Here is a 20,804-nt window from a genome sequence, read left to right as displayed (position 1 = left end):
CACGACAGAACACCTCCAACCCACCAGCAGACACACTACGAAATCTCGACATGGGCACTCCAGGCTCATCTTCAAGGGGTTGCCGGCCGACAGGTTCAGCCGGGACGACCGGAATCCGGTCTGCTGGTGGCACTCGTATCGAGTTCGTCTCCCGAAGCATCCGGAGTCTTACGTCGGAGTGGGCGGTTGCGTACCAGATCCCAGATGTGGCCGGACTCCGTGCCGAGAACATGTGTGAGCAGGTTCCTGGCAGGCCCCGTTGAGTCGATCACATCGACGTCGATCTGGCTGGTGACGAAGCGACGGATCAGCGGGTCTTCGATGTGATCGCGATCAATGGTTTCGAGCCAGGCACGCAGGGATGTGTAGATCCTCTGGGTGCGGAATGCGTTGGCGGTCACCCCGGACCCAGCCAGCTCCGCTGCCAGGTTCAGGGTATGACTCTCGAGCGCGGCTACGCACGCGGCGTACACGTTGCCACCGGGTGTGGAGGCCCGGTTGCCGGGGATGCCGGAGATATTGGTGATCCGGCCCCAGCCGCGCCGGCTCATTCCTGGGATCACCGCACCCGCGAGTGTTATCACGCTGCCCACGTTGAGGGTGAGAGCGCGGAGCACCGCCGCTGGTTGCACCCCGGTCACCGGGCCCAGCGGCATGACTGTCGCCGTGTTGTTCACCAGAATGTCGACCTCGCCGAGCTCGCGCTCGATGCCGTGAATGAGACACGGCACCGATCCGAGGTCGTGCAGGTCAGCACTGAACGGTGCGGCGCGGCCACCAGCCGTTCGAACAGCATTCACGGTGGCGCCGGCGCGTGCCTGCGACCTCGCGACAACGGCGACCACTGCACCGGCTGCGCTGAGTTCCTCGGCAATCGCCCGCCCGATCCCTCCCCCGGCGCCGGTCACCAGCGCGACGCGGCCCGCGAGTGGTCTCCGGACATTCACGAAACCGAGCATGTCTGTTCGAGTCTGTACGACGGCCGTCTCTTACCTGACCGAACGGTCAATCTGAAGGGTAGTGCTCGATGCCGGACCCTCGTCGCACTCTCAGGCTGCGGTGGCCTGTGCCTGGACTGAACCCATTGCCAGCTCCAGCGCGATCTCCATCGGACGCGGATCGCGGGCCGCTTGAGCGAGGACGTAGCCGCCTTGGAGTGCGGCCATGATGCCGGTGGCCAGTGCCTGCGGGTCTGCCTCTGGCCGGAGGGTGCCGTTGGCCCGCATTCGCTCCAGGGCGTCGGCCAGCAACGAAATCCAGGTGGTCAGGTGAGCGTCGAGGTCGACCCGGGCGTCTTCGTCGCGATCGGACAGCTCGGTCGACAGCGCCCCCAGCTCGCACCCCAGTGCGCCTCGGCGCGCCGTGACCCGCTGGATGACGGCTCGGCGCCATCTGTCCAGGCCGCGGAGGGAGTCCACTCGCCGCAGGTACTGCGCTTCGCGCTCCATGACGCGACTGCCACGGAGCGCGATCACCGCCTGCACCAAGGCGCTCTTGTCACTGAAATGCCGGTAGAACTGCGACTTGCTCGTCCCGCTCCCCGCAGTCACCTCGTCAAGGGTGGTGGCCGCGGCACCCTTGAGCGACATCAACTCGTCGGCGACCGCGACAATCCGGGCTCGGGTGACCGCGCCGCGGGCAGTGAGGCGGCGGTCGAGCTCGTTTTCTCTCTCGGGCACGCAGAGAGCTTACCGGTGCGCGCCGCAATCAGCGGTGGATCAGCTTCCCGCCACGGAGTAAGACGTCTCCCCGACGCCGGCACCAACCAGCCAAAGCGAGATTGACCAACGGGAGTGAGGAGGACAGTTCGATGGACCGGATTCCAGCTGGTGGGAACGTTGTCGATGGCCGGCCGGTCGATGCGGCGGACATGATGGCCGCCCTGACCGCGGCAGAGTTTGTGTTTGACGACGGGGCGACTCAATCGTTCACAGCGGACGGTCGTACGACGTACGTCGACGCAGGCGTGCCGTCGACCGGCGAGTGGTCTGTCACCGGTGACGGGACCTTTGCTTCGTTCTGGCCGCCGACGTACCGGGCGACGTACACGGTCCAGTGGATCGTCGAGGACGGGCTGCCGGTGGGCGTCAGCTTCACAGACGCCCGGAGCGGAGCTCGCTTCAACGGCCGATACCGATGACCGACGAGAGGTAGCGATGCGGAACGTCCTGATCGTTGGCGGTGGCTATGCCGGCTTCTACACCGCCTGGAAGCTGGAGAAGAAGCTCCGGAGCGACGAGGCGTCGGTGACGCTCGTCGACCCGCGGCCGTACATGACCTACCAGCCGTTCCTGCCCGAGGTGGGCGCCGGCTCCATCGAGGCTCGACACGTCGCGGTCTCACTGCGCCGGCACCTGCCGCACACTCGCCTGATCGCGGGCAGTGTTGTCCACATCGACCACGCGCATCGCACGGCCACCGTCCAGCCGACCGATGGCTCCGAGCACGAGCTGGCCTACGACACCATCGTCATCACCGCCGGCGCGGTCACCAGGACCTTCCCCATTCCCGGCGTCGCCGACGAGGCGATCGGGTTCAAGTACGTCGAAGAGGCCGTAGCGACCCGCGACCGGCTGCTGACGGCGTTCGAGCGGGCGGCCACCCTGCCGCCGGGTCCCGAGCGGCGCAAGCTGCTGACAGTGACTGTGGTCGGTGGCGGCTTCACCGGCGTCGAGTGCTTCGGTGAGCTGCTGTCGCTGGCCACGGCGCTGCTCAAGTACTACCCGGAGTTGAGCGAGGATGAGCTCGGCTTCCACTTGGTCGAACTGCGCGACCGCATTCTGCCCGAGGTCACCGATGGGCCGGGGCGGTGGGTGGTGGAGCATCTGGAGAAGCGGGGCGGGCGCATCCACCTCGGCACCAGCCTGCTGTCGGCCAAGGATGACCACGTCGTACTGTCGGACGGCACAGAGTACGACAACCACCTGCTCGTGTGGGCCGCCGGCAACCAGAGCAATCCCGTCGTTGCCTGGCACACCGATCTGCCGGTCGACAAGGCCGGTCTGTTCCGGGTCCGTGCCGATCTGCGCATCGGCACCGCAGAAGCAGCCATCCCGGATGCTTGGGCGGCCGGCGACAACGCTGCTGTCCCCGACCTCGCCTCGGACATTCCCGGCGGCTCGTTCACCGTCCCCAACGCCCAGCACGCGGTCCGGCAGGGCAAGCGGCTGGCCAAGAACATCGTCGCCGACCTGCGCGGCCGGAAGGTGAAGCCGTACAAGCACGCCAGTCTGGGCACCGTCGCCACCCTCGGCATCGGCAAGGGGATCTTCCAGTACCGGCGGATCGTCCTGAAGGGTCCGCTCGCCTGGCTCGTGCACCGCGGGTACCACGTGCTGGCCGTCCCGACGTGGGAGCGCAAGGTCCGGGTGGCGCTCGTCTGGGCGTCGGCGTTCTTCTACGGTCGCGACATCGTGTCGCTGCTGTCGGTGCAGCATCCACGGTCCGCCTTCGTCGCCACGAGCATCGGCGCCGGCCACGAGAAGGATCGGATGGCTGACCCGCCATCGAGCCGAACCGCCTGATCGCGTTTCCGGCCGGCCGGGTCCTCAGGGACGAACGCGGATGATCGTCTTCCCGGGGATCCGCTCGGTCGGGTTGAGAGCGGCGACGGCGTCGTCGAGGGTCGCGACGGTGCCGATGTTCGTCCGCAGCCGTCCGTCCCGGACCCGCTGGGCGATCTCGCTCAGTTGGGCCGGAACGGACATGACAACGAAGTCGATCGCCAGGCCGTCGGCGGGTCGCGCCTCGGGCGGTCCGGTGACGGTCACCAGCGTTCCTCCGGCGCGAACCAGACCCGCGGACCGCCGCTGGAGGTCGCCACCGAAGACGTCGAACACGAGGTCGACTCCGCCGACGTCTTCCAGAGCGGCGTTGTCGAGGTCGACGAACTCGTGCGCGCCGAAGTCGAGCGCGGTCTGACGGTGAGCAGCGCGTCCGGTGCCGATGACGTGGGCGCCGTCCTCTCGTGCGAGCTGGGTGGCCATCGAACCGACTACGCCGGCCGCGCCGTGCACGAGGACGCTCTGCCCCGCCCGGAGGCGGCCGTGCTCGAACAGACCTTGCCACGCGGTCAGGCCTGACATCGCGACGCCGGCACCCACCGTGAAGTCGACGTCGCCCGGCAGCGGCGCGAGGTTGCGCGCCTCCACGACGACGTACTCCGCCAGGGTGCCGTCGCGGGTCCAGTCCGTCAGGCCGAATACCCGCTGTCCCACCGACAGCCCGGTTGTGCCATAGCCGAGAGCAGTGACCACTCCGGCCAACTCGTGCCCGGGAATCGACGGCGTCCGGTCACGGCCGACGCGATCGATCCACGTCGAGGGCCACTCCAGCTCATTCCCGGTGAATCCCGACGCGTGCACTTCAACGATGACATCGCCGTAGTTCGCGCCCTCGAGGCCGGCGAGCCTCGCCGCGTCCGGACCCGGCCGCTCCACCAGCTTCATCCCGGTGGTGCCCGCAGCCCGGTCCGTCACCACGATCGCCTTCATCGTCCGCCTCCGTGTGCCGTATTCGAGTCCCTATGGACGAACGCGGATGATCGTCTTTCCCTTGACCCGCTCGGTCGGGTTGAACGCCGCGACGGCGTCGTCGAGGCTCGCGACGGTGCCGATGGCTGTCCGCAGTCGACCATCCCGCACCCGCTGAGCAATCTCGCCCAGCTGAGCACGGTCGGACACGACGACGAAGTCGATCGCCAAACCATCGACAGGTCGCGCCTCCGGCGGGCCGGCGATCGTCACCAGCGTTCCCCCGGCGCGCACCAGACCCGCGGACCGCCGCCCGATGTCGCCGCCGAAGACATCGAACACCAACTCGACTCCGCCGACGTCTTCCAGAACGTCGTTCTCGAGATCGACGAACTCCTGCGCGCCGAAGTCCAGCGCCGGCTTCTGGTCACCAGCACGCCCGGTGCCGATGACGTAGGCGCCGGCCTCGCGCGCGAGTTGCGTCACCATCGAACCGACACCACCGGCCGCGCCATGCACCAACACGCTCTGTCCGGCCTGAAGACGGCCGTGCTCGAACAGTCCCTGCCATGCGGTCAGGCCCGAGATCGGCAGGCTCGCGCCCACCGTGAAGTCGACATCGCCCGGCAGCGGCGCGAGGTTACGTGCCTCAACGGCCGCGTACTCCGCGAGCGTGCCATCGCGAGTCCAGTCCGTGAGCCCGAACACCCGCTGGCCCACCGACAACCCCGTCGTGCCATACCCGAGAGCACTCACCACCCCGGCCAGCTCATGCCCGGGAATCGACGGCGTCCGATCACGGCCGAGCCGGTCGGTGAAGTTCGACGGCCACGTCAGTTCACCCGGAGTGAACCCCGACGCGTGAACCTCAACCAGAACGTCGTTCCCCGCCGCCTCCGGATCCGGTCGCTCCGCCAGCGTCATCCCGGCCGTTCCCGCGGCCTGGTCCGTCACCACAATCGCCTTCATCTCGGCACCTCCGCACCCATCTTCTCGCCTGCAGGAACGTCCGGCTCACCCGGTCAGTTGCGGCCGGCCATGATGCCGCCGTCGACGTCGACAATGGCGCCGGTCATCCAGCTCGACTTGTCCGACAGCAGGAACGACACCGCGTTCGCGATGTCTTCCGCGCTGCCGACCCGACCCAGCGGGTGGAAGCCATCGAAGCTGTCAACGGTTTCATCGAACTTGTCCGCTGGGACGAAGCCGAGGTACAGGGGTGTCTTCACGACCGCGGGTGCGACCGCGTTGACCCGGATCCTGTGCGGCGCCAGCTCGATCGCGAGCGCCTTGGTGAACGAGTGGATGCCGCCCTTCTGCACGGAGTAGCCGGTGTGCGGCGTCGCGGCGATGCCCTGGTGCGCCCACATCGAGCCGATGTTGACGATGGCGCCACCGTGTCCCCCGGCGACCATCCCGTCGACGACGGTCTGCGTGATGAAGAACAGCGCGCGGTTCAGTTCGTTGTACGAGTCGTAGAAGGCTTCGTCGTACTCGCTGAACGGCTTCGGGACGAAGAACCCCGCGGCGTTGACGAGCAGAGTCGCGTCGGCGTGCTCTGCGGCGAGTTGCTTGCGGATCTCGGGCACCTGGTCGCGGTCGGTCAGCTCCCCGGTGATGCCCCACGCCTTTCCGTTCTGCGACAGCATTTTGACCGCGGCCTGGACCCTGTCATCGTCTCGGCCCGTGATCACGGCGGTGCCACCCCCGGCGACCACCTGCTGGGCCGTTGCGAGTCCCATGCCGCTGCTGCCGCCGACGACTACCACCTTGCGGCCTTCGAAGCTCTCACTCATGACGGTTGTTCCTTCCTACCGAATCGCGCTGTGTATTGAGAAGCCGGCCCCAGTCAGGCAGACCGAACCTAACCCTGCAGAACTGGCCGGTCAAGTCCACTTTTCGAGACGAACCAACACACTAGAAGATCTCTGCTGGACGCTCTAGTCCACAAAGAGGGCGGTTCGCGGGAATACATCCGGGTCGTACGGTGTCTGTAGACATACGTGTCCGACAACAAGTAGGGAGACGACATGACCACCGAGAAGGCGATCCTCGCCGGCGGCTGCTTCTGGGGCATGGAGGAGCTGTTCCGCCACCAGCCCGGCGTCGTGTCCACACGCGTCGGCTACAGCGGCGGCGACGTCCCGAATGCCACCTACCGCAACCACGGCACGCATGCGGAGTCCCTCGAGGTCGTCTACGACCCTGAGGAGACCGACTTCCGCGCCCTGCTCGAGTTCTTCTTCCAAGTACACGATCCCTCGACGAAGAACCGCCAGGGCAACGACATCGGCACCAGCTACCGCTCAGCGATCTTCTACACGAACGACGAGCAGAAGCGGGTCGCAGAAGACACGATCGCCGATGTCGACGCCTCGGGCCTGTGGCCCGGCAAGGTCGTCACCGAGGTGACCGCGGCCGGCGACTTCTGGGAGGCCGAGCCCGAGCACCAGAACTACCTGCAGACCTACCCCCACGGCTACACCTGCCACTTCCCCCGTCCCGGCTGGAAGCTCCCGAAGCGGGCGACGGCCTGAGGCCTCCCACACATCGAACGGAAGGACCCGAGATGAAGGCGTCCAACTCACTCAAGTCACTGAAGAACAAGCCAGGCTCGCAGGTCGTGCGCCGGCGCGGCCGCGTGTACGTGATCAACAAGCTGAACCCGCGATTCAAGGCGCGACAGGGCTGACGCCATCACCACCACGCCTCTTGCCTTGCCGCATACTGGACGATATCGTCCCTTTTGATCGCGACGACAACCGGCAGGGGATGCTGTGGTGACGAGTGAGCGGACCTCGCTTGCCGGTCTCGAGAGACGTCAGTCTCAGGCAGAGGCCGGCAAGCGCCTGGTCGGCTGGCTCACGACTACCGACCACAAGCGCATCGGCGCGCTGTACCTGGTGACGTCGTTCACCTTCTTCCTGCTCGCGGGCGTGCTGGCTCTGGTCATTCGGGCCGAGCTGGCCGCACCCGGCCTGCAGTTGGTCAGCGAGGAGGTGTACAACCAGCTCTTCACTGTTCACGGCACGATCATGCTGCTGCTGTTCGCGACCCCGCTGTTCGTCGGCTTCGGGAACGCGATCATGCCGATCCAGATCGGTGCCCCCGACGTCGCGTTCCCACGGCTGAACATGTTGAGCTATTGGCTCTACCTCTTCGGAGCACTCATCACCATCGGAGGCTTCGCCACTCCGGGCGGGGCCGCGGATTGGGGCTGGACGGGCTATTCCCCACTGTCGAACGCGGTCCGCTCGCCGGGCATCGGGGGTGACCTGTGGATCATGGGTCTGTGGATGTCAGGTCTGGGCACCATCCTCGGTGCGGTCAACTTCGTCACGACCATCATCACCATGCGGGCACCGGGTATGACGATGCTTCGGATACCGATCTTCACCTGGAACGTCCTGGTGACCTCACTGCTGGTGCTGATCGCGTTCCCGACTCTCGGCGGCGCATTGCTGATGCTGGAGGCGGATCGAGCCCTGGGGGCTCACGTCTTCGATGCCGCGAACGGTGGGCCATTGCTGTGGCAACACCTGTTCTGGTTCTTCGGGCATCCCGAGGTGTACATCATCGCGCTGCCCTTCTTCGGGATCGTGACCGAGATCCTGCCGGTGTTCAGCCGCAAGCCGGTCTTCGGCTACGTCGGCCTGGTTGCGGCCACCCTCGGCATCGGCGCGCTGTCCGCGACTGTGTGGGCCCATCACATGTTCGTCACCGGTGCGGTGAGCCTGCCGTTCTTCTCGTTCATGTCGTTCTTGATCGCGGTGCCTACCGGGGTGAAGTTCTTCAACTGGATAGGCACGATCTGGGGCGGCTCGGTGTCGTTCGACACGCCGATGCTGTGGTCCATCGGGTTCTTGGTGACCTTCTTGTTCGGCGGACTCACCGGAGTCATCCTGGCGTCGCCCGCGTTGGACTACCAGCTGTCGGACTCGTACTTCGTGATCGCGCACCTGCACTACGTCGTCTTCGGCACGGTCGTGTTCGCGATGTTCGCCGGGTTCTACTTCTGGTGGCCCAAGTTCACCGGGCGGATGCTCGACGAGCGGCTCGGGAAGCTGCATTTCTGGTTGCTGTTCATCGGCTTCCACACGACGTTCCTGGTGCAGCACTGGCTGGGTGTCGAGGGCATGCCGCGGCGGTACGCGTCGTACGGCGCGAACGACGGGTTCACGACGCTGAACGAGGTCTCCAGTATCGGATCCTTCGTGCTGGGCCTGTCGATGCTGCCGTTCTTCTACAACGTCTACAAGTCGCGCAAGTCGCCGCGGGTCGGCGTCGATGACCCGTGGGGCTGGGGCCGCTCGCTGGAGTGGGCGACCAGTTCCCCGCCGCCGCGGCACAACTTCGAGAAGGTCCCGCGGATCCGGTCTGACTCACCCGCCTTCGACCTGCACCACCCAGAGATCCATCCGGTTCGCGAAGCTCCGGCCGCGGGCGACAACCTCCTCGACCAGGCCGACGACCGAGACGATGCAGGTCGATTGGCTCCGAGATCGAAGTGGACGATATAGTTCTCTTTGTTCGAGAGGTCAAGTTCAAACTCAGAGGTGACCAGTGGCGGACCAGAAGCTGCCAACTCCGGTGGAGTGGCTGGACTCGCGCTTGGGCGTGCTCGGATCGGGTGCGAAGAAGAACGGCTCCGGAGGTATTCGGAAGGTCTATCCGGAGCACTGGTCGTACCTGCTCGGCGAGGTCGCGCTGTACAGCTTCGTCATCCTGATCCTGACCGGCATCTTCCTGACCTTCTGGTTCAAGCCGTCGATGGGCGAGGTCGAGTACCAGGGCTCGTACGGCCTGCTCAAGGGCCTGCACATGTCCGAGGCCTACGCCTCGACGCTGGACATCACCTTCGACATCCGCGGCGGCCTGCTGGTCCGGCAGATGCACCACTGGGCGGCGGTGCTGTTCATCGCGTCGATGATGGTGCACTTGTTGCGCACCTTCTTCACCGGCGCGTTCCGCAAGCCGCGTGAGCTGAACTGGGTGATCGGCTTCACCATGCTGTTCCTCGGCATCATCGAGGGCTTCATCGGCTACGGCCTGCCCGACGACCTGCTGTCCGGCACCGGTCTGCGGATCACCAACGGCATGATCCAGGCCTCACCGGTGATCGGGACGTACCTGAACTTCTTCATCTTCGGTGGCGAGTTCCCCGGCAGCACCTTCGTTCCGCGGTTCTTCACGGTGCACGTACTCCTTCTTCCCGGTCTGCTCCTGGCGCTCACCGCTGCCCATCTCTTCCTGATCGTGTACCACAAACACACGCAGTGGGCCGGGCCTGGGCGAACGGAGAAGAACGTGGTCGGGTATCCGTTCTTCCCCGACTATGTGGCCAAGGCCGGCGGCTTCTTCTTCGTGGTCTTCGGCGTCACCACGCTGATGGGCGCGCTGATGCAGATCAACCCGGTCTGGCTGTACGGGCCGTACAACCCGGCGGAGGTGACGGCGGGATCCCAGCCGGACTGGTACATGGGCTGGCTGGAAGGCTCGGTCCGCATCATGCCCGGATTCGAGTCGCACTTCTGGGGCATCACCCTGAGCTGGAACCTGCTCATCCCGGCGCTGATCGTGCCACCCGCGTTCGTCACGCTGGTGGCGCTCTATCCGTTCATCGAGGGCTGGATCACCGGTGACAAGCGCGAACACCACCTGCTGGACCGGCCGCGTGACGCGCCGACCCGGACCGGTATCGGCGTCGCGTTCATCGTCTTCTACGCCTTGCTCTGGATGGGCGGCGGCAACGACCTGATCGCCACCCACTTCGGTGTCTCGCTGAATCATGTGACCTGGTTCCTGCGGTTCGCGGTGGTCCTCGGCCCGATCATCGGGTTCTGGGTGGCCCGTCGCTGGGCGATCTCGCTCCAGCGCGCCGACCGCGATCGGCTGATGCACGGTCTGGAGACCGGCGTGATCGTCCGCTCCCCCGAGGGCAAGTACACCGAGAAGCACCAGACGATCTCGAGGTACGAGTCCGACACGCTCACCGCGCGGGAAACGATCGAGCCGTACGAGGTCGGCCCGGAAACCGACGACAACGGCGTCCGCGCTCCGCGCCGGGTCCTGAACAAGGCCCGTGCCGCCCTGTCCCGGTTCTACTACGCCGACGTGGTCCAGAAGCCGACGGCCCAGGAGATCGAGGCGGCGCACTCCGGCGACGAGATCCACGAACTGACGGAGGACACCGAGACCTACCGAGAGGTCGCCAGCGGGGACGGCGGTCGCGGCGACCAATGAGCTCGGATCCACTTCCGCTCGACGTGAACACGGTGAGAAACCTGGACTCACCTGAGCAGCTCGCCAGCTGGACGCAGTCGCTGGTGGTGGCCCTCGGCAACCACATCTCCTCGACGCAGCGAGCGACCAAGCTCCCACCTGCAGCCATCCCGGACGGATGTGGAGAAGACGCGAGGCGCTGGCTTCTCCACACCTGGGAAGATCTCACCGCAGGATTTGCGCGGCTCCAGCGCAACCAGCTGCTGCTCGCCGACGTCGACCCTGCTGTCCTCGCCACCGCGTTCCTCGCGGCAATCCAGGGCGGTTACCTCTTGTCGGTCACCGCCCGCAACATCACTCCACTCAAGATCGCGGCAGATATGGCGCTACAGCAAGTGGCCAGAAGCCTCGCCGAGCGGTGACTCACCCAACCAGCGCTAGTCGCCGGTGGCGGGCGTCGTGGTGGCGGACGGGGGCTCGGCGGGCTGCTGGTCGCCGGACTGGGTCAATGGACCACTGCGGAACAGGATCAGGGCGGCGATCGCGCCGACGGTGAGGATGGCGGCCGACCACCAGAAGGCCGTGATGTAGCCGTGGATCTGTGCTGCACCCGCCAGTTCCGGGCTGGGCCGGCCGTTGACCAGGGTGGCCGGGCCGACGTGAGTCGCAATGTAGCTGGTGACAGTACTGGCGAAGATCGTGTTGAGCAGGGACGTGCCGATCGAGCCGCCCAACTGCTGGCCGGTGTTGATCGTTGCCGACGCGACGCCGGCATCCTGCGGGGCGACGCCGAACGTGCCGCTGTTGAAGACCGGCGCGAACACCATGCCGAAGCCGAAACCGATGATCAGCAGTGAGGGCAGGACGTGAGAGGCATAGCCGGTGTCCACGCCGATGCGAGTCAGCAGAACCAAGCCGAGCGCAGCGAGCAGCATGCCGGTCGGCGCAAGGGGCCGGGGTCCGACGCGCGGCATGAGCACGACGTTCGCGGTGGCCGAGGCCAGGACGAGGCAGCCCACCATCGGCAGGAACGCCACCCCGGACATCAACGGTGAGAAACCGAGGGTCTGCTGCAGATAGTAGGTGAGGAACAGGAAGATCCCGAACATGCCGATCGCGGCCAGCAGCATGGTCAGGTAGGCGCCGCCGCGGGTGCGGTCGGCCACGATCCGCGGCGGCAGCAGTGGCTCCGTGGCGGTGTACTGCCGCCAGACGAACCCGGCGAGCAGTACGACGCCGGCGGCGAGGAAGCCCCACGTCGACGGGGTGTGCCAGTTGTGCAGGGCAGCGTTGGAGAAGCCGTAGACGATGCAGAACATGCCGGCGGAGACCAAGACCGCACCGGGCAGGTCCAGCCTGGGCCGGGTCGACGACGGGGCCTGGCGGTGCAGCATGGTGACCGCACCGATGACGGCGATGCCGGCGAAGATCAGGTTGACGTACAGGCACCAACGCCAGTTCAGATACTCGGTGAGGACGCCTCCGAGCAACAGGCCGATCGCGCCGCCGGCACCGGCGACCGCGCCGAACACGCCGAAGGCCCGGCCGCGCTCCTTGGTGTCGGTGAACGTGACCGCCAACAGCGACAGCGCCGCCGGGGCGAGCAGCGCCCCGAACACTCCCTGAGCGGCGCGCGCCGCGACCAGCATGCCGAAGTTCACGGCCGCCCCGCCGACCGCCGACGCGATGGCGAAGCCGATCAAACCGGTCATGAACATCGCCCGCCGGCCCAACAGGTCCGACAGTTTGCCACCGAGCAGCAGCAGACTGCCGAACGCCAGGGCATAGGCGGTCACGACCCACTGCCGGTCCACGATCGAGAACCCGAGATCGTCCTGCGCGCTGGGCAGCGCGATATTCATGATCGTCGCGTCGAGCACGATCATGAGCTGAGCCAGCGCGATCACCGCGAGGATCAGCCAGCGATGATCGGCGCCGGCCGCGGCGTCGGGTCCGGCAGGTGGTGGCCCGGCTTGCATGGCGTTGTCGTTACTCACTTGAGTGTCCCTTCGACTCTGGTGGCCGAGGCGGTGTGGGTGCTGGTGGTCGGCGCGGTCGCCAACGGGTAGACGACCTCGTCCATCATGCGGCGGGCCGATTGGGCGTCGGGAAGTTCGCCGGACATCACCAACTGCTGCAGACCCAGCGCGGGAAACAGCCGGGCCAGAAGATCCAGGTCATGGCCGGCGGGCATCTCGCCGCGGGTCACGGCCCGCTCGAAGACGACCCGGAACCCGGCCATCCGCGGCGCGATGAAGTTCTCCCCGAACACGCGCCGCAGCTCGGCATCGTGGGCCAGCGCGTTCACCATGCCGACCGTCAAGGCGCTGACGTGGTGTTCCGCGCCCGTCATGGCCTCCGCCATGGCGTGCAGGTCCTGACGTAACGAGCCCGCGTCCGGGATGTCGTGCTCGCCCTTGAGGTTGTTCAGCGCATCGACGACAAGCTCGGCCTTGCTCTGCCAGCGCCGGTAGATCGTCGTCTTGCCCGCCCGCGCCCGGGCCGCAACCGCGTCCATCGTCAGCCGGTCGTAGCCCACCTCGGCAAGTAACGCCAGCGCCGCCTCCCGCAGGGCAACGTCACGTTCGCTGTCCAACGAACGTCCGCCACGACGGACTTTGGGCGTGCCCGCGGCTCTCGGCACCTGACTCAAGGCAGACCTCCATGGAGTTACACTACGAACGAGTTCCGCTACTACTCCGTTTCGCTACTTGAGCGTAGCGCAATAGCCTTCCGGACGCACCAAGGAGCAGATCGCCTGCCGGCGGGCCTGGGTCAGCGGGTCGTTGCTGCTGTTCTGATGCCGAGGCCGATGAGTACGACCGAGGTGATCCTGGTGGTGATGAGCTTGGAGCGGGCGCCGCGGAGCACGGGTGAGGCGCGGCGGATGACGATGGTCCAGAGCAGGAGCCACAGCGCGATCAGCAGTGCGTGTGCGGTTGCCAGAGCCAAGATCTGACCACCGACAGATTCACTGGGCGCGATGAACTGCGGAATCAGAGTCAGGTAGATCGACGCGGCCTTCGGATTCAGGACGTTGGCGAGCAATGCCTGCCCGTAGAGGGATTCCGTCGACCTCGGCAGGCGTCGGCGTGTGGTCATGAGGCTTGCAGGCGAGGACGCGGAGTACCAGTTCCACAGCCCGAGGCCGATGAGGTAGGTGGCCCCGACGAGCTTGACCGCGGTGAAGGCACGGCTTGATTGCATCACCAGCACCGACAGACCCGCCATCGCCAGACTGGCGTGCACGTACAGGCCGCTGACCGTGCCCGAAATGACGGGGACTGCCCGCCGGCGCCCGCCGTCACTGACATGCCGGATGAGCAGGGTGAGGCTGGCGCCGGGGGTAGCGATGAGCGGAAGGACCGCCGCGGCGAATCCGGCGACGGCAGCGCGGTGGATCATGGTGTCTCCGCGATCGGGGCGACGGGGATCAGAGCACGACCCGGTAGTGCGTCGTCAGTCGTCCGTCGTCGTCAAGAATGTGGAAGGCGAGTCCGGGCGGCTGCTCGAGGTCCGCGGCGTCATCGCCCTCCCACGGAAGGCGCAGCGTCCAGGTGATCGCCGGCCCGACGATCAGCGGCCGGCCGGCGAACGTCGAGACCGCCGCCGTGTGGGCGTGTCCGGTGATGACTGCGGCGACCTGCCGATGCTTTTCGAGTACGGCGGCCAGGTCGCCGGGACGCTCGAGGATCTCGGCGTCGGGCAGCGGATGGTGGAGCTCGACCGGTGGCTGGTGGAAGCAGATCAACGCCTGAGTGTCCCGCGGAAGCTCGGCGAGGGTGGTGTCGATCCAGGCGAGAGTCTCCGGTGCGAGTCTCCCCTCGTCGCGGCCAGGGATCGTGGAGTCGCACATCAACACGGCCGTGCCTGCGATGAGGTGCGCCTGATTGACAGGGGAACTGCCGGGCTCCTCCCCGAGCAGCGCCTTTCGGTACGCCGGGCGCGCGTCGTGGTTCCCCGGACACATCAGCACGGGGAACTCGGCAGCCAGGATCTGCGCCGCCTCCTCGTACTCGGCCTCGGCGCCGTGATCGGCGATGTCGCCGGTGACCAGGAGGCCGTCGATCGGTCGAGGCAGATTCCGCAGGTAGTCCATGACACGGACCGCGCGGCGGGTGGCCCGCTCGGTGCCGTCCAGGTGCAGGTCACTGATCTGGGCAAGCAGCACTGACATTTCTCTCTCCTCCATCAACTGGGATCGACCGCTGGCTCAGGCGGCGATCCGCACGTCGTGACTAATGGCATCTCTGGTTCGTTCCGTTAGGCACTCTAAGCTGGGTTCGTCGTCACCAGCAAGCGAGATTCCGGAACCGGACGTGACCTGTCCACGACGCGGCATTACCGGGCGCGGACGCTTCGGCCGAAGTGCTGACCCCGAGAGCCATGCTGCCTAGCATGTGAAGCGGGGAGGCGTCGGATGGAGCGACGGGTGATGGTGGGCCGGGCCCGGCCACTGGCCGAGCTCGACGCCCTGCTGGCGGCGGCCATCGACGGCCGCGGCCGGTCCGCGATCGTCCTCGGTGAGCCGGGTATGGGCAAGACGACGCTTGCCGAGGCGCTTGCTGATCGTGCGCTTGAGTTGGGTGTCACCGTTGCCTGGGGCTGGTGTTCGGCCGCCGGCATGCCGCCGTTCTGGCCGTGGCGAACCATTCTTCGTGAGCTGGCGCCAGAGCATCGGCTCGCCGGCGACGGGCCTGCCGGTCACGGCGCGGACGGACTGGGAGTGCTGCGCGGCGACGCCGGTGTCCGGGCCAGGCTGTTCGTTTCGGTGATCGACACGTTGCAGAAGGTCTCTGGCGACGGTCCGGTCGTTCTCATCCTCGAAGACCTGCAGTGGGCCGACAGCGCTTCGTTGCTGCTGCTCCGTCAAGTCGTCGACGCGCTCCCGGGTCTTCGTGTGCTGCTCGTCGCCACCTACCGTGACGAGCCGCCGAAGACCGGCGAGGATGTGCGGGCGGTTGTCCATGATCTGCCCACCGCAGTACCGCGGATCCGGCTCGACGGTCTCGGGATCGACGAGGTGGCGGAGTTGGTGACGCGGGTTCTCGGCGACACCCCCGCCGACGAGTTGGCGACCATGGTGCACAGTCGCACCGGCGGCAACCCCTTCTTCGTGCGGGAGGTCTCCCGGCTGCTCGCGGCTCGGTCCTCGACGACCGGCGTACCCGATGGTGTGCGAGAGGTGCTGGCCCGGCGGATCGCCCGCGTCAGCCAGGACTGTCAGCGGATCCTGGAGGTTGCGGCGGTAGCCGGGAACGGTGCCGACGTTTCACTCGTCATGGCTGTCGCCGGCAACCTGGCCGATGAGCTCGAGGAGGCGGCGGCCGCCCGCTTGCTGGCCGGGCCGCCTGTCGACAATCGACTCTGGTTCGCGCACGCGCTGGTCCAGGAGGTGTTGGAGACCTCGCTCGGTACTGCGCGGCGGGCCGCCCTACATCGAGCGCTGGCCGAGCAGCTCGAAGCGACGGCCGGAGACGACGACGAGGCCGCGGGTGAGCTGGCCAGGCACTGGTCCGCCGCGTTCGGTCCGGATGCCGCCGAACGCGCGGCGGCCTGGGCGCTGCGAGCGGCCCGCTCGGCGGGACAGCGGATGGGCTACGAGCAGGCGGTCGATGCGTACCGGATCGCCTTGCGGGGCAAGGACATCGAGCGAACGAAGGTCATGCTCGAGCTGGGCGAGGCACAGATGTACGCCGGTGATCTCGAAGGCGCCCGGCAGACCTTCGCACAGACCGCGGAACTGGCGCGGCGTAACGGCCGGGCCAGTCACCTGGCGATGGCCGCGCTCGGACTCGGCGCCGGCCTGAGTGGGTTCGAGGTGCCGCAGTACGACGAGCTGCAGACAGAACTGCTCGAGGAAGCGCTGGCGTCGTTGCCGGAACGGGACGGCGGCATGCGGGCTGCGGTGATGGGCCGGCTGTCGCTCGCCTATGCGGGGACCGACCGGGAGAGCGAGCGACTCGACCTGGCCCGCTCCGCCGTGGCGATGGCGGAACGAGTCGGCCATCCCTGCGTCGAGTCGGGTGCGCTCGCGGCGTACTGCGACGCCATCGCCGGCCCGGCCCGGCTCGACGAGCGGTTCGCCGCGGCAAGCCGGATGCTCTCGGTCGCCGAACGCGGGCACGATTCACCGTGTCAGTTGCTGGCCCGTCGCCTCCGCCTGGTGGCGCTGATGGAGCGAGGCGACTGGCCCGAGGTCGACGCGGAGATCGATGCCTTCGCACGTACGGCGAACCGCCTGATGCTGCCGCTCTACTCCTGGTACGTCCCGCTGTGGCGTGGAGCGCGAGCACTCATGTCCGGCGACTTCGAAACGGCGGCCCGCTACGCCGATGAGACCGAGGCGATCGGACGTCGGGCCGGCAGCGCCAACGCCGCCCTCATGGTCTTCACCCTGCGCATGTGGACCCACCGGACGGCCGGCGTACTTCCAGCGAACTTCATTGACGACATCGATGCGGCCGTCAAGGCCGTGACCGAGTCATCCGTTGCTCTGGGCATGTGTGCCAGCTACCTAGCCGCGGCCGGAGACCTCTCCCGGGCAGGACGATACTTCGACCGGCTGATGAGCCGCGGCCTGAATGCGATCCCCGACGACTGCGAGTGGCTCGAAGGAATGTGGCACACCGGCGACGCGGCCATCGCGCTTGATCGCGCCGAGGTCGCCGACGAGGTGGCTCGGCGGTTGGCGCCGTACGAAGACCTGTGGGTGATCGACGGGATCGGCGGCGGAGTGATGGGCGTGACCGCACACCTCCTCGGCCGACTGGCGGCGTACCGCGGCAGGATGGGCGACGCGCGACGCCTGCTGTCCAAGGCGATCTCGGCGTACCAAGGCGCCAACGCTGTCCCATGGCTGACCCGAGCGGAGGAGGATCTCGCCGCGAGCAGCGGAGTGGTACAACGGACCGCGAACATCGAGGGCGTGTTCCGCAAGGACGGGCGAACCTGGCACCTGCGCTGGCGGGACGGCGAGGCGACTGTCCCGGATTCCAAGGGAATGCACGACCTGTCCGTGCTCCTGGGCCAGCCCGGCACGCCAGTGCATGTCCTCGACCTCGTTGCCGCTGCGGGCGGCCCGCCCCGAGCGGCGGCGGGCGGAGACACCGGCCCGGTGCTCGACGGTATGGCCAAGGACGCGTACAAGCGGCGAGTGGCCGAACTCGAGTCCGACATCGTCGAGGCCGAACGGGACGGCACGTCTCAGCGGGTCGGCACCCTCGTCGAGGAGCGGGACTTCCTGGTCCGCGAACTGGCCGCGGCCTACGGCCTCGGTGGCCGGGCGCGCACGACCGGGGACCCGGCCGAACGGGCCCGCAAGGCCGTCGCGATGCGCGTCGCGACCGCGATCAAGGCGATCCGCGAGGTCCATCCGGGCCTGGCCCGCCACCTCGAGCTGGCCGTCTCGACCGGACGGTTCTGCGTCTATCGCCCGGAGGAAACCGCGACCTGGCACAGCTAGCCGTCAGACGTGTGGCATCGCCACAGCAGACCTGGCGCCTCCCTGGTAGAGGCGGCGCACCGGGCGCCGCGCAGCACCAGGGAGAACATCATGAGCACGATGCTGGATCAGGTCGAGGAAACCCCCACCCCATCCGCCGCCGAGGAGGTGTCCGGCCGCCTCTTCCTGCAGACGCTGGCCACTGCCGAACTCCTCAACGCCTACCTCGGCGTCGAGCTGGGCTTCTACCGCTCGCTGTCGAAGGACGGGCCCGCGACGGCCGCCGTACTGGCTGAGCGAAGCGGCGCGGATCTCCGCTACACGCAGGAGTGGCTGGCCCAACAAGCCGTTGCGGGACTGCTGACTGTCAGCGAAGAGGCGGTGTTCAGTTTGTGCGACGGTGTGCACGAGACGCTGGTTGACGAGACGAGTCCGTTCTATGCCGGCGGCATGGCCTATATCGCGCCGGCGATGGGCCGAGCACTTCCGTCACTGGTCGCGGCGTTCCGCAGCGGGGACGGTGTGCCGCTGACGTCGTACGGCGCCGACGCCGTGACCGCACAGGGAGCGCTCAACCGGCCCGCCTACGAGAACTCGTTGATCGACGAGTGGCTTCCGCAGGTCCCGGAGGTCCAGGCCCGCCTCGCGGACAGCACCCGCCCGGCACGCGTCGCAGACCTAGGCGCGGGCGTGGGCTGGGCGTCGATCCGGCTTGCGGAAGCGTTCCCGCACATCTCCGTCGACGGGTACGACCTGGACGAGGAGTCCATCGCCCGCGGCCGCCGGTACGTCGCCGATCGCGGGGTGGCCGGCCGGGTCGACCTCGAGGTCGCCGACATCACCCGGCCGCTCCCCCGCGACGGGTACGACGTCGCGTTCTTCTTCGAATGCCTGCACGACCTGCCACACCCGGTGGCGGCACTCGAGGCCGCCCGGCGTTCGCTCGCCCCCGGCGGCTCGGTGATCGTGATGGAGGAGAACGTCGCCGAGAACTTCACCGCTCCGGGTGACGAGGTCGAGCGATTCATGGCCGCAGCCGGGACCCTCTGGTGTATTCCGCAGGGCCGCACCGAGACCGGCTCCGAGGTCGTCGGTCCGCTCGAGATCCGGCCCGCCAGGATGCAACGCCTGTCCGAAACCGCCGGCTTCACCAGCCTCGAGATCGTCCCGATCGAGCACCCGTTCTGGCGCTTCTACCGTCTCCAGGGCTGAGTCTGCGCTGTCAGGCGTCGAAGAGCGCGAAGAGGGTGTTGAGGCCTTCGGCGAGGAGCGGGTGAGTGAAGATCGCGCCGGCCAGGTCAACGTACGTGAGCTTTCCGAGCATGGCGACCTGGATCATCGTCATGATCTCGCCGCCTTCACTGCCGATGACGGCGCAGCCCAGGATCTGCCCGCTGTCCGCGTCGACGACGGCCTTCATGAAGCCGCGCGTCTCCCCGGTCTCGATGGCCCGGATCACGGCGCTCATCGGGAGCTTCGCCACCCGGACCGCGCGTCCTTGCACCCTGGCCTCGCGCTCCGTGATCCCGGCGCGACCGAGTTGCGGATCGATGAAGACGGCGTACGGGACGATCCGGTCCCGCGTGCTCGCCTTCTCGTGCCTGACCAGGTTGGCGTGCAGGATGCGGTAGTCGTCGTTGGACAGGTGGGTGAAGGCCGGGCCGCCCTTGATGTCGCCCATCGCGTACACCCCGGGGACGCTGGTCTCGAGGTACTCGTCGACCCCGATGAAGCCGCGATCGTCGAGACGGATGCCGGCAGCCTCGGTGGTGAGCGCCCCCGTGTTCGGCACGCGGCCGATGGCCGACAGCAGATGCGAGCCTTCGAACTGCTGCTCGCCGTCCTCCGTGCGGACCCTCACCCGCACCCGGCCGCCGGTGGCCGGTTCGATCCGGACCGGCGTCGAGGAGGTCAGAACCGTGATGCCGTCATCGCGCAAGATCGTGGCGACCTCGTCGGAGACGTCCTCGTCCTCGGCCATCATCAGGCGCGCGGCGCTCTGGCAGATGGTGACCTCGCTGCCGAACCGGCGGAACATCTGCCCGAACTCCAGCCCGATGTAGCCGCCGCCCAGGACGATCAGGTGCTCCGGCACCTCGTCCAGCTCCATGATCGAGGTTGAATCGAGCACCCGGATGCCGTCCGCACCGGGGACCACCAGCGGCTTCGGCCGGGTCCCCGCGTCGATGACGATCACCTCCGCGCTGAGCTGCCGCGTCCCGCCGTCCTTCAAGGCGATCTCGACCGTCCTCGGCCGGGTGAAACGGGCCTCGCCTTCGATCAGGTCGAGCCCGTCCTGCGCCAGCCGGCTCGCGTAGTTCTCCCGCGCGCCGGCGACCATGGCCCGTTTGCGCTCACGTACCGCCGCCAGGTCGACCGCTACCTGACCAGTACGTACGCCGTACTCCGCGCCGCGACGCGCCTGGTAGGCCAGGCGAGCGCTGGCGACCATCGTCTTGGTCGGAGTGCACCCCGTGTTGACGCAGACGCCACCGAGCTGGTCACGCTCGACGAGCGCCACCTTCCGGCCCGCCTTCGCCAGTTCGATGGGGAGGAACCGTCCGCCCTGGCTGGTCCCTATCACGATCGCGTCGTAGTGCTCATCGACCATTGCGCCATCTCCTCTGATCACGAACGCCCCAGCCGGGCCGGCGCCCCGGCCATCC

Annotated in this window: 19 protein-coding genes; 9 read left to right on the top strand and 10 right to left on the bottom strand. The window is 67.5% G+C overall.

The window, feature by feature from the left end:
* Positions 1 to 95: 95 nt before the first annotated feature.
* Together E0H73_RS13580 and E0H73_RS13575 are read right to left on the bottom strand one after the other, a co-directional pair.
* On the bottom strand, positions 96 to 908 hold the full coding sequence (locus E0H73_RS13580) for an SDR family NAD(P)-dependent oxidoreductase (protein WP_165555650.1): 813 nt from the start codon (positions 906 to 908) through the stop codon (positions 96 to 98).
* 141 nt (positions 909 to 1,049) lie between these two features.
* The gene (locus E0H73_RS13575) at positions 1,050 to 1,679 is read right to left on the bottom strand and encodes a TetR/AcrR family transcriptional regulator (RefSeq protein ID WP_131354595.1); all 630 of its coding nucleotides are present in this window, start codon (positions 1,677 to 1,679) and stop codon (positions 1,050 to 1,052) included.
* A gap of 131 nt (positions 1,680 to 1,810) precedes the next feature.
* On the opposite strand from E0H73_RS13575, the gene E0H73_RS13570 reads away from it, so the two are divergent.
* A complete protein-coding gene (locus E0H73_RS13570) occupies positions 1,811 to 2,140 on the top strand; it encodes a hypothetical protein (protein ID WP_202867361.1) in 330 nt (109 codons plus the stop codon).
* 16 nt (positions 2,141 to 2,156) lie between these two features.
* Positions 2,157 to 3,524, top strand: a complete 1,368-nt coding sequence (locus tag E0H73_RS13565) for an NAD(P)/FAD-dependent oxidoreductase (protein WP_131354592.1) — start codon at positions 2,157 to 2,159, stop codon at positions 3,522 to 3,524.
* 24 nt (positions 3,525 to 3,548) lie between these two features.
* Here E0H73_RS13565 and E0H73_RS13560 read toward each other — a convergent pair whose 3' ends face one another.
* The 3 genes from E0H73_RS13560 to E0H73_RS13550 are packed head-to-tail and all read right to left on the bottom strand — an operon-like array spanning position 3,549 to position 6,268.
* Positions 3,549 to 4,493 carry an NADP-dependent oxidoreductase gene (locus E0H73_RS13560; protein WP_131354589.1) on the bottom strand — a complete coding sequence of 315 codons (945 nt, stop codon included), beginning with the start codon at positions 4,491 to 4,493 and terminating at the stop codon, positions 3,549 to 3,551.
* 30 nt (positions 4,494 to 4,523) lie between these two features.
* Positions 4,524 to 5,441: an NADP-dependent oxidoreductase gene (locus E0H73_RS13555; protein ID WP_131354586.1), complete on the bottom strand. Its 918-nt coding sequence runs from the start codon at positions 5,439 to 5,441 to the stop codon at positions 4,524 to 4,526.
* Between the two features lie 53 nt (positions 5,442 to 5,494).
* Positions 5,495 to 6,268 carry an SDR family NAD(P)-dependent oxidoreductase gene (locus tag E0H73_RS13550; protein WP_131354583.1) on the bottom strand — a complete coding sequence of 258 codons (774 nt, stop codon included), beginning with the start codon at positions 6,266 to 6,268 and terminating at the stop codon, positions 5,495 to 5,497.
* A gap of 234 nt (positions 6,269 to 6,502) precedes the next feature.
* Between E0H73_RS13550 and msrA the strand changes: the two genes are divergently transcribed.
* From msrA to E0H73_RS13525, 5 genes are all read left to right on the top strand, one after another.
* Positions 6,503 to 7,009 carry a peptide-methionine (S)-S-oxide reductase MsrA gene (gene msrA, locus E0H73_RS13545; RefSeq protein WP_131354580.1) on the top strand — a complete coding sequence of 169 codons (507 nt, stop codon included), beginning with the start codon at positions 6,503 to 6,505 and terminating at the stop codon, positions 7,007 to 7,009.
* 32 nt (positions 7,010 to 7,041) lie between these two features.
* Complete coding sequence (gene ykgO, locus E0H73_RS13540) at positions 7,042 to 7,164, top strand: type B 50S ribosomal protein L36 (RefSeq protein ID WP_131354577.1); 123 nt, start codon at positions 7,042 to 7,044, stop codon at positions 7,162 to 7,164.
* 157 nt (positions 7,165 to 7,321) lie between these two features.
* Positions 7,322 to 8,992, top strand: coding sequence for an aa3-type cytochrome oxidase subunit I (gene ctaD, locus E0H73_RS13535; protein WP_420323427.1), 1,671 nt, complete (start codon positions 7,322 to 7,324; stop codon positions 8,990 to 8,992).
* Positions 8,993 to 9,035: 43 nt separating this feature from the next.
* Entirely contained in the window at positions 9,036 to 10,715 is a 1,680-nt protein-coding gene (gene qcrB / locus E0H73_RS13530; RefSeq protein ID WP_131354571.1) for a cytochrome bc1 complex cytochrome b subunit, read from the top strand.
* A gap of 32 nt (positions 10,716 to 10,747) precedes the next feature.
* The gene (locus E0H73_RS13525; protein ID WP_131354568.1) at positions 10,748 to 11,116 is read left to right on the top strand and encodes a hypothetical protein; all 369 of its coding nucleotides are present in this window, start codon (positions 10,748 to 10,750) and stop codon (positions 11,114 to 11,116) included.
* Positions 11,117 to 11,131: 15 nt separating this feature from the next.
* Here the strand turns inward: E0H73_RS13525 and E0H73_RS13520 are convergent, their stop codons facing one another.
* From E0H73_RS13520 to E0H73_RS13505, 4 genes are all read right to left on the bottom strand, one after another.
* Positions 11,132 to 12,691 (bottom strand): MFS transporter, encoded by a 1,560-nt coding sequence (locus E0H73_RS13520; protein ID WP_202867359.1) that lies wholly within the window; start codon positions 12,689 to 12,691, stop codon positions 11,132 to 11,134.
* Positions 12,688 to 13,290, bottom strand: a complete 603-nt coding sequence (locus E0H73_RS13515) for a TetR/AcrR family transcriptional regulator (protein ID WP_165555648.1) — start codon at positions 13,288 to 13,290, stop codon at positions 12,688 to 12,690. Before E0H73_RS13515 ends, E0H73_RS13520 begins: the two co-directional genes overlap by 4 nt.
* Positions 13,291 to 13,469: 179 nt before the next feature.
* The gene (locus E0H73_RS13510; protein ID WP_131354562.1) at positions 13,470 to 14,099 is read right to left on the bottom strand and encodes a LysE family translocator; all 630 of its coding nucleotides are present in this window, start codon (positions 14,097 to 14,099) and stop codon (positions 13,470 to 13,472) included.
* A gap of 28 nt (positions 14,100 to 14,127) precedes the next feature.
* A complete protein-coding gene (locus E0H73_RS13505) occupies positions 14,128 to 14,871 on the bottom strand; it encodes a metallophosphoesterase (protein ID WP_131354559.1) in 744 nt (247 codons plus the stop codon).
* A gap of 243 nt (positions 14,872 to 15,114) precedes the next feature.
* On the opposite strand from E0H73_RS13505, the gene E0H73_RS13500 reads away from it, so the two are divergent.
* Positions 15,115 to 18,159, top strand: a complete 3,045-nt coding sequence (locus E0H73_RS13500; RefSeq protein ID WP_131354556.1) for an ATP-binding protein — start codon at positions 15,115 to 15,117, stop codon at positions 18,157 to 18,159.
* Between the two features lie 90 nt (positions 18,160 to 18,249).
* Positions 18,250 to 19,350, top strand: coding sequence for a class I SAM-dependent methyltransferase (locus E0H73_RS13495; protein ID WP_131354553.1), 1,101 nt, complete (start codon positions 18,250 to 18,252; stop codon positions 19,348 to 19,350).
* Between the two features lie 10 nt (positions 19,351 to 19,360).
* Here E0H73_RS13495 and E0H73_RS13490 read toward each other — a convergent pair whose 3' ends face one another.
* Positions 19,361 to 20,749, bottom strand: a complete 1,389-nt coding sequence (locus E0H73_RS13490; protein WP_131354550.1) for a mercuric reductase — start codon at positions 20,747 to 20,749, stop codon at positions 19,361 to 19,363.
* Positions 20,750 to 20,804: the final 55 nt, after the last annotated feature.

The sequence above is a fragment of the Kribbella pittospori genome (genome assembly GCF_004331465.1).
Lineage (GTDB): Bacteria > Actinomycetota > Actinomycetes > Propionibacteriales > Kribbellaceae > Kribbella > Kribbella pittospori.
This window is presented reverse-complemented; position numbering and strand designations above follow the sequence as displayed.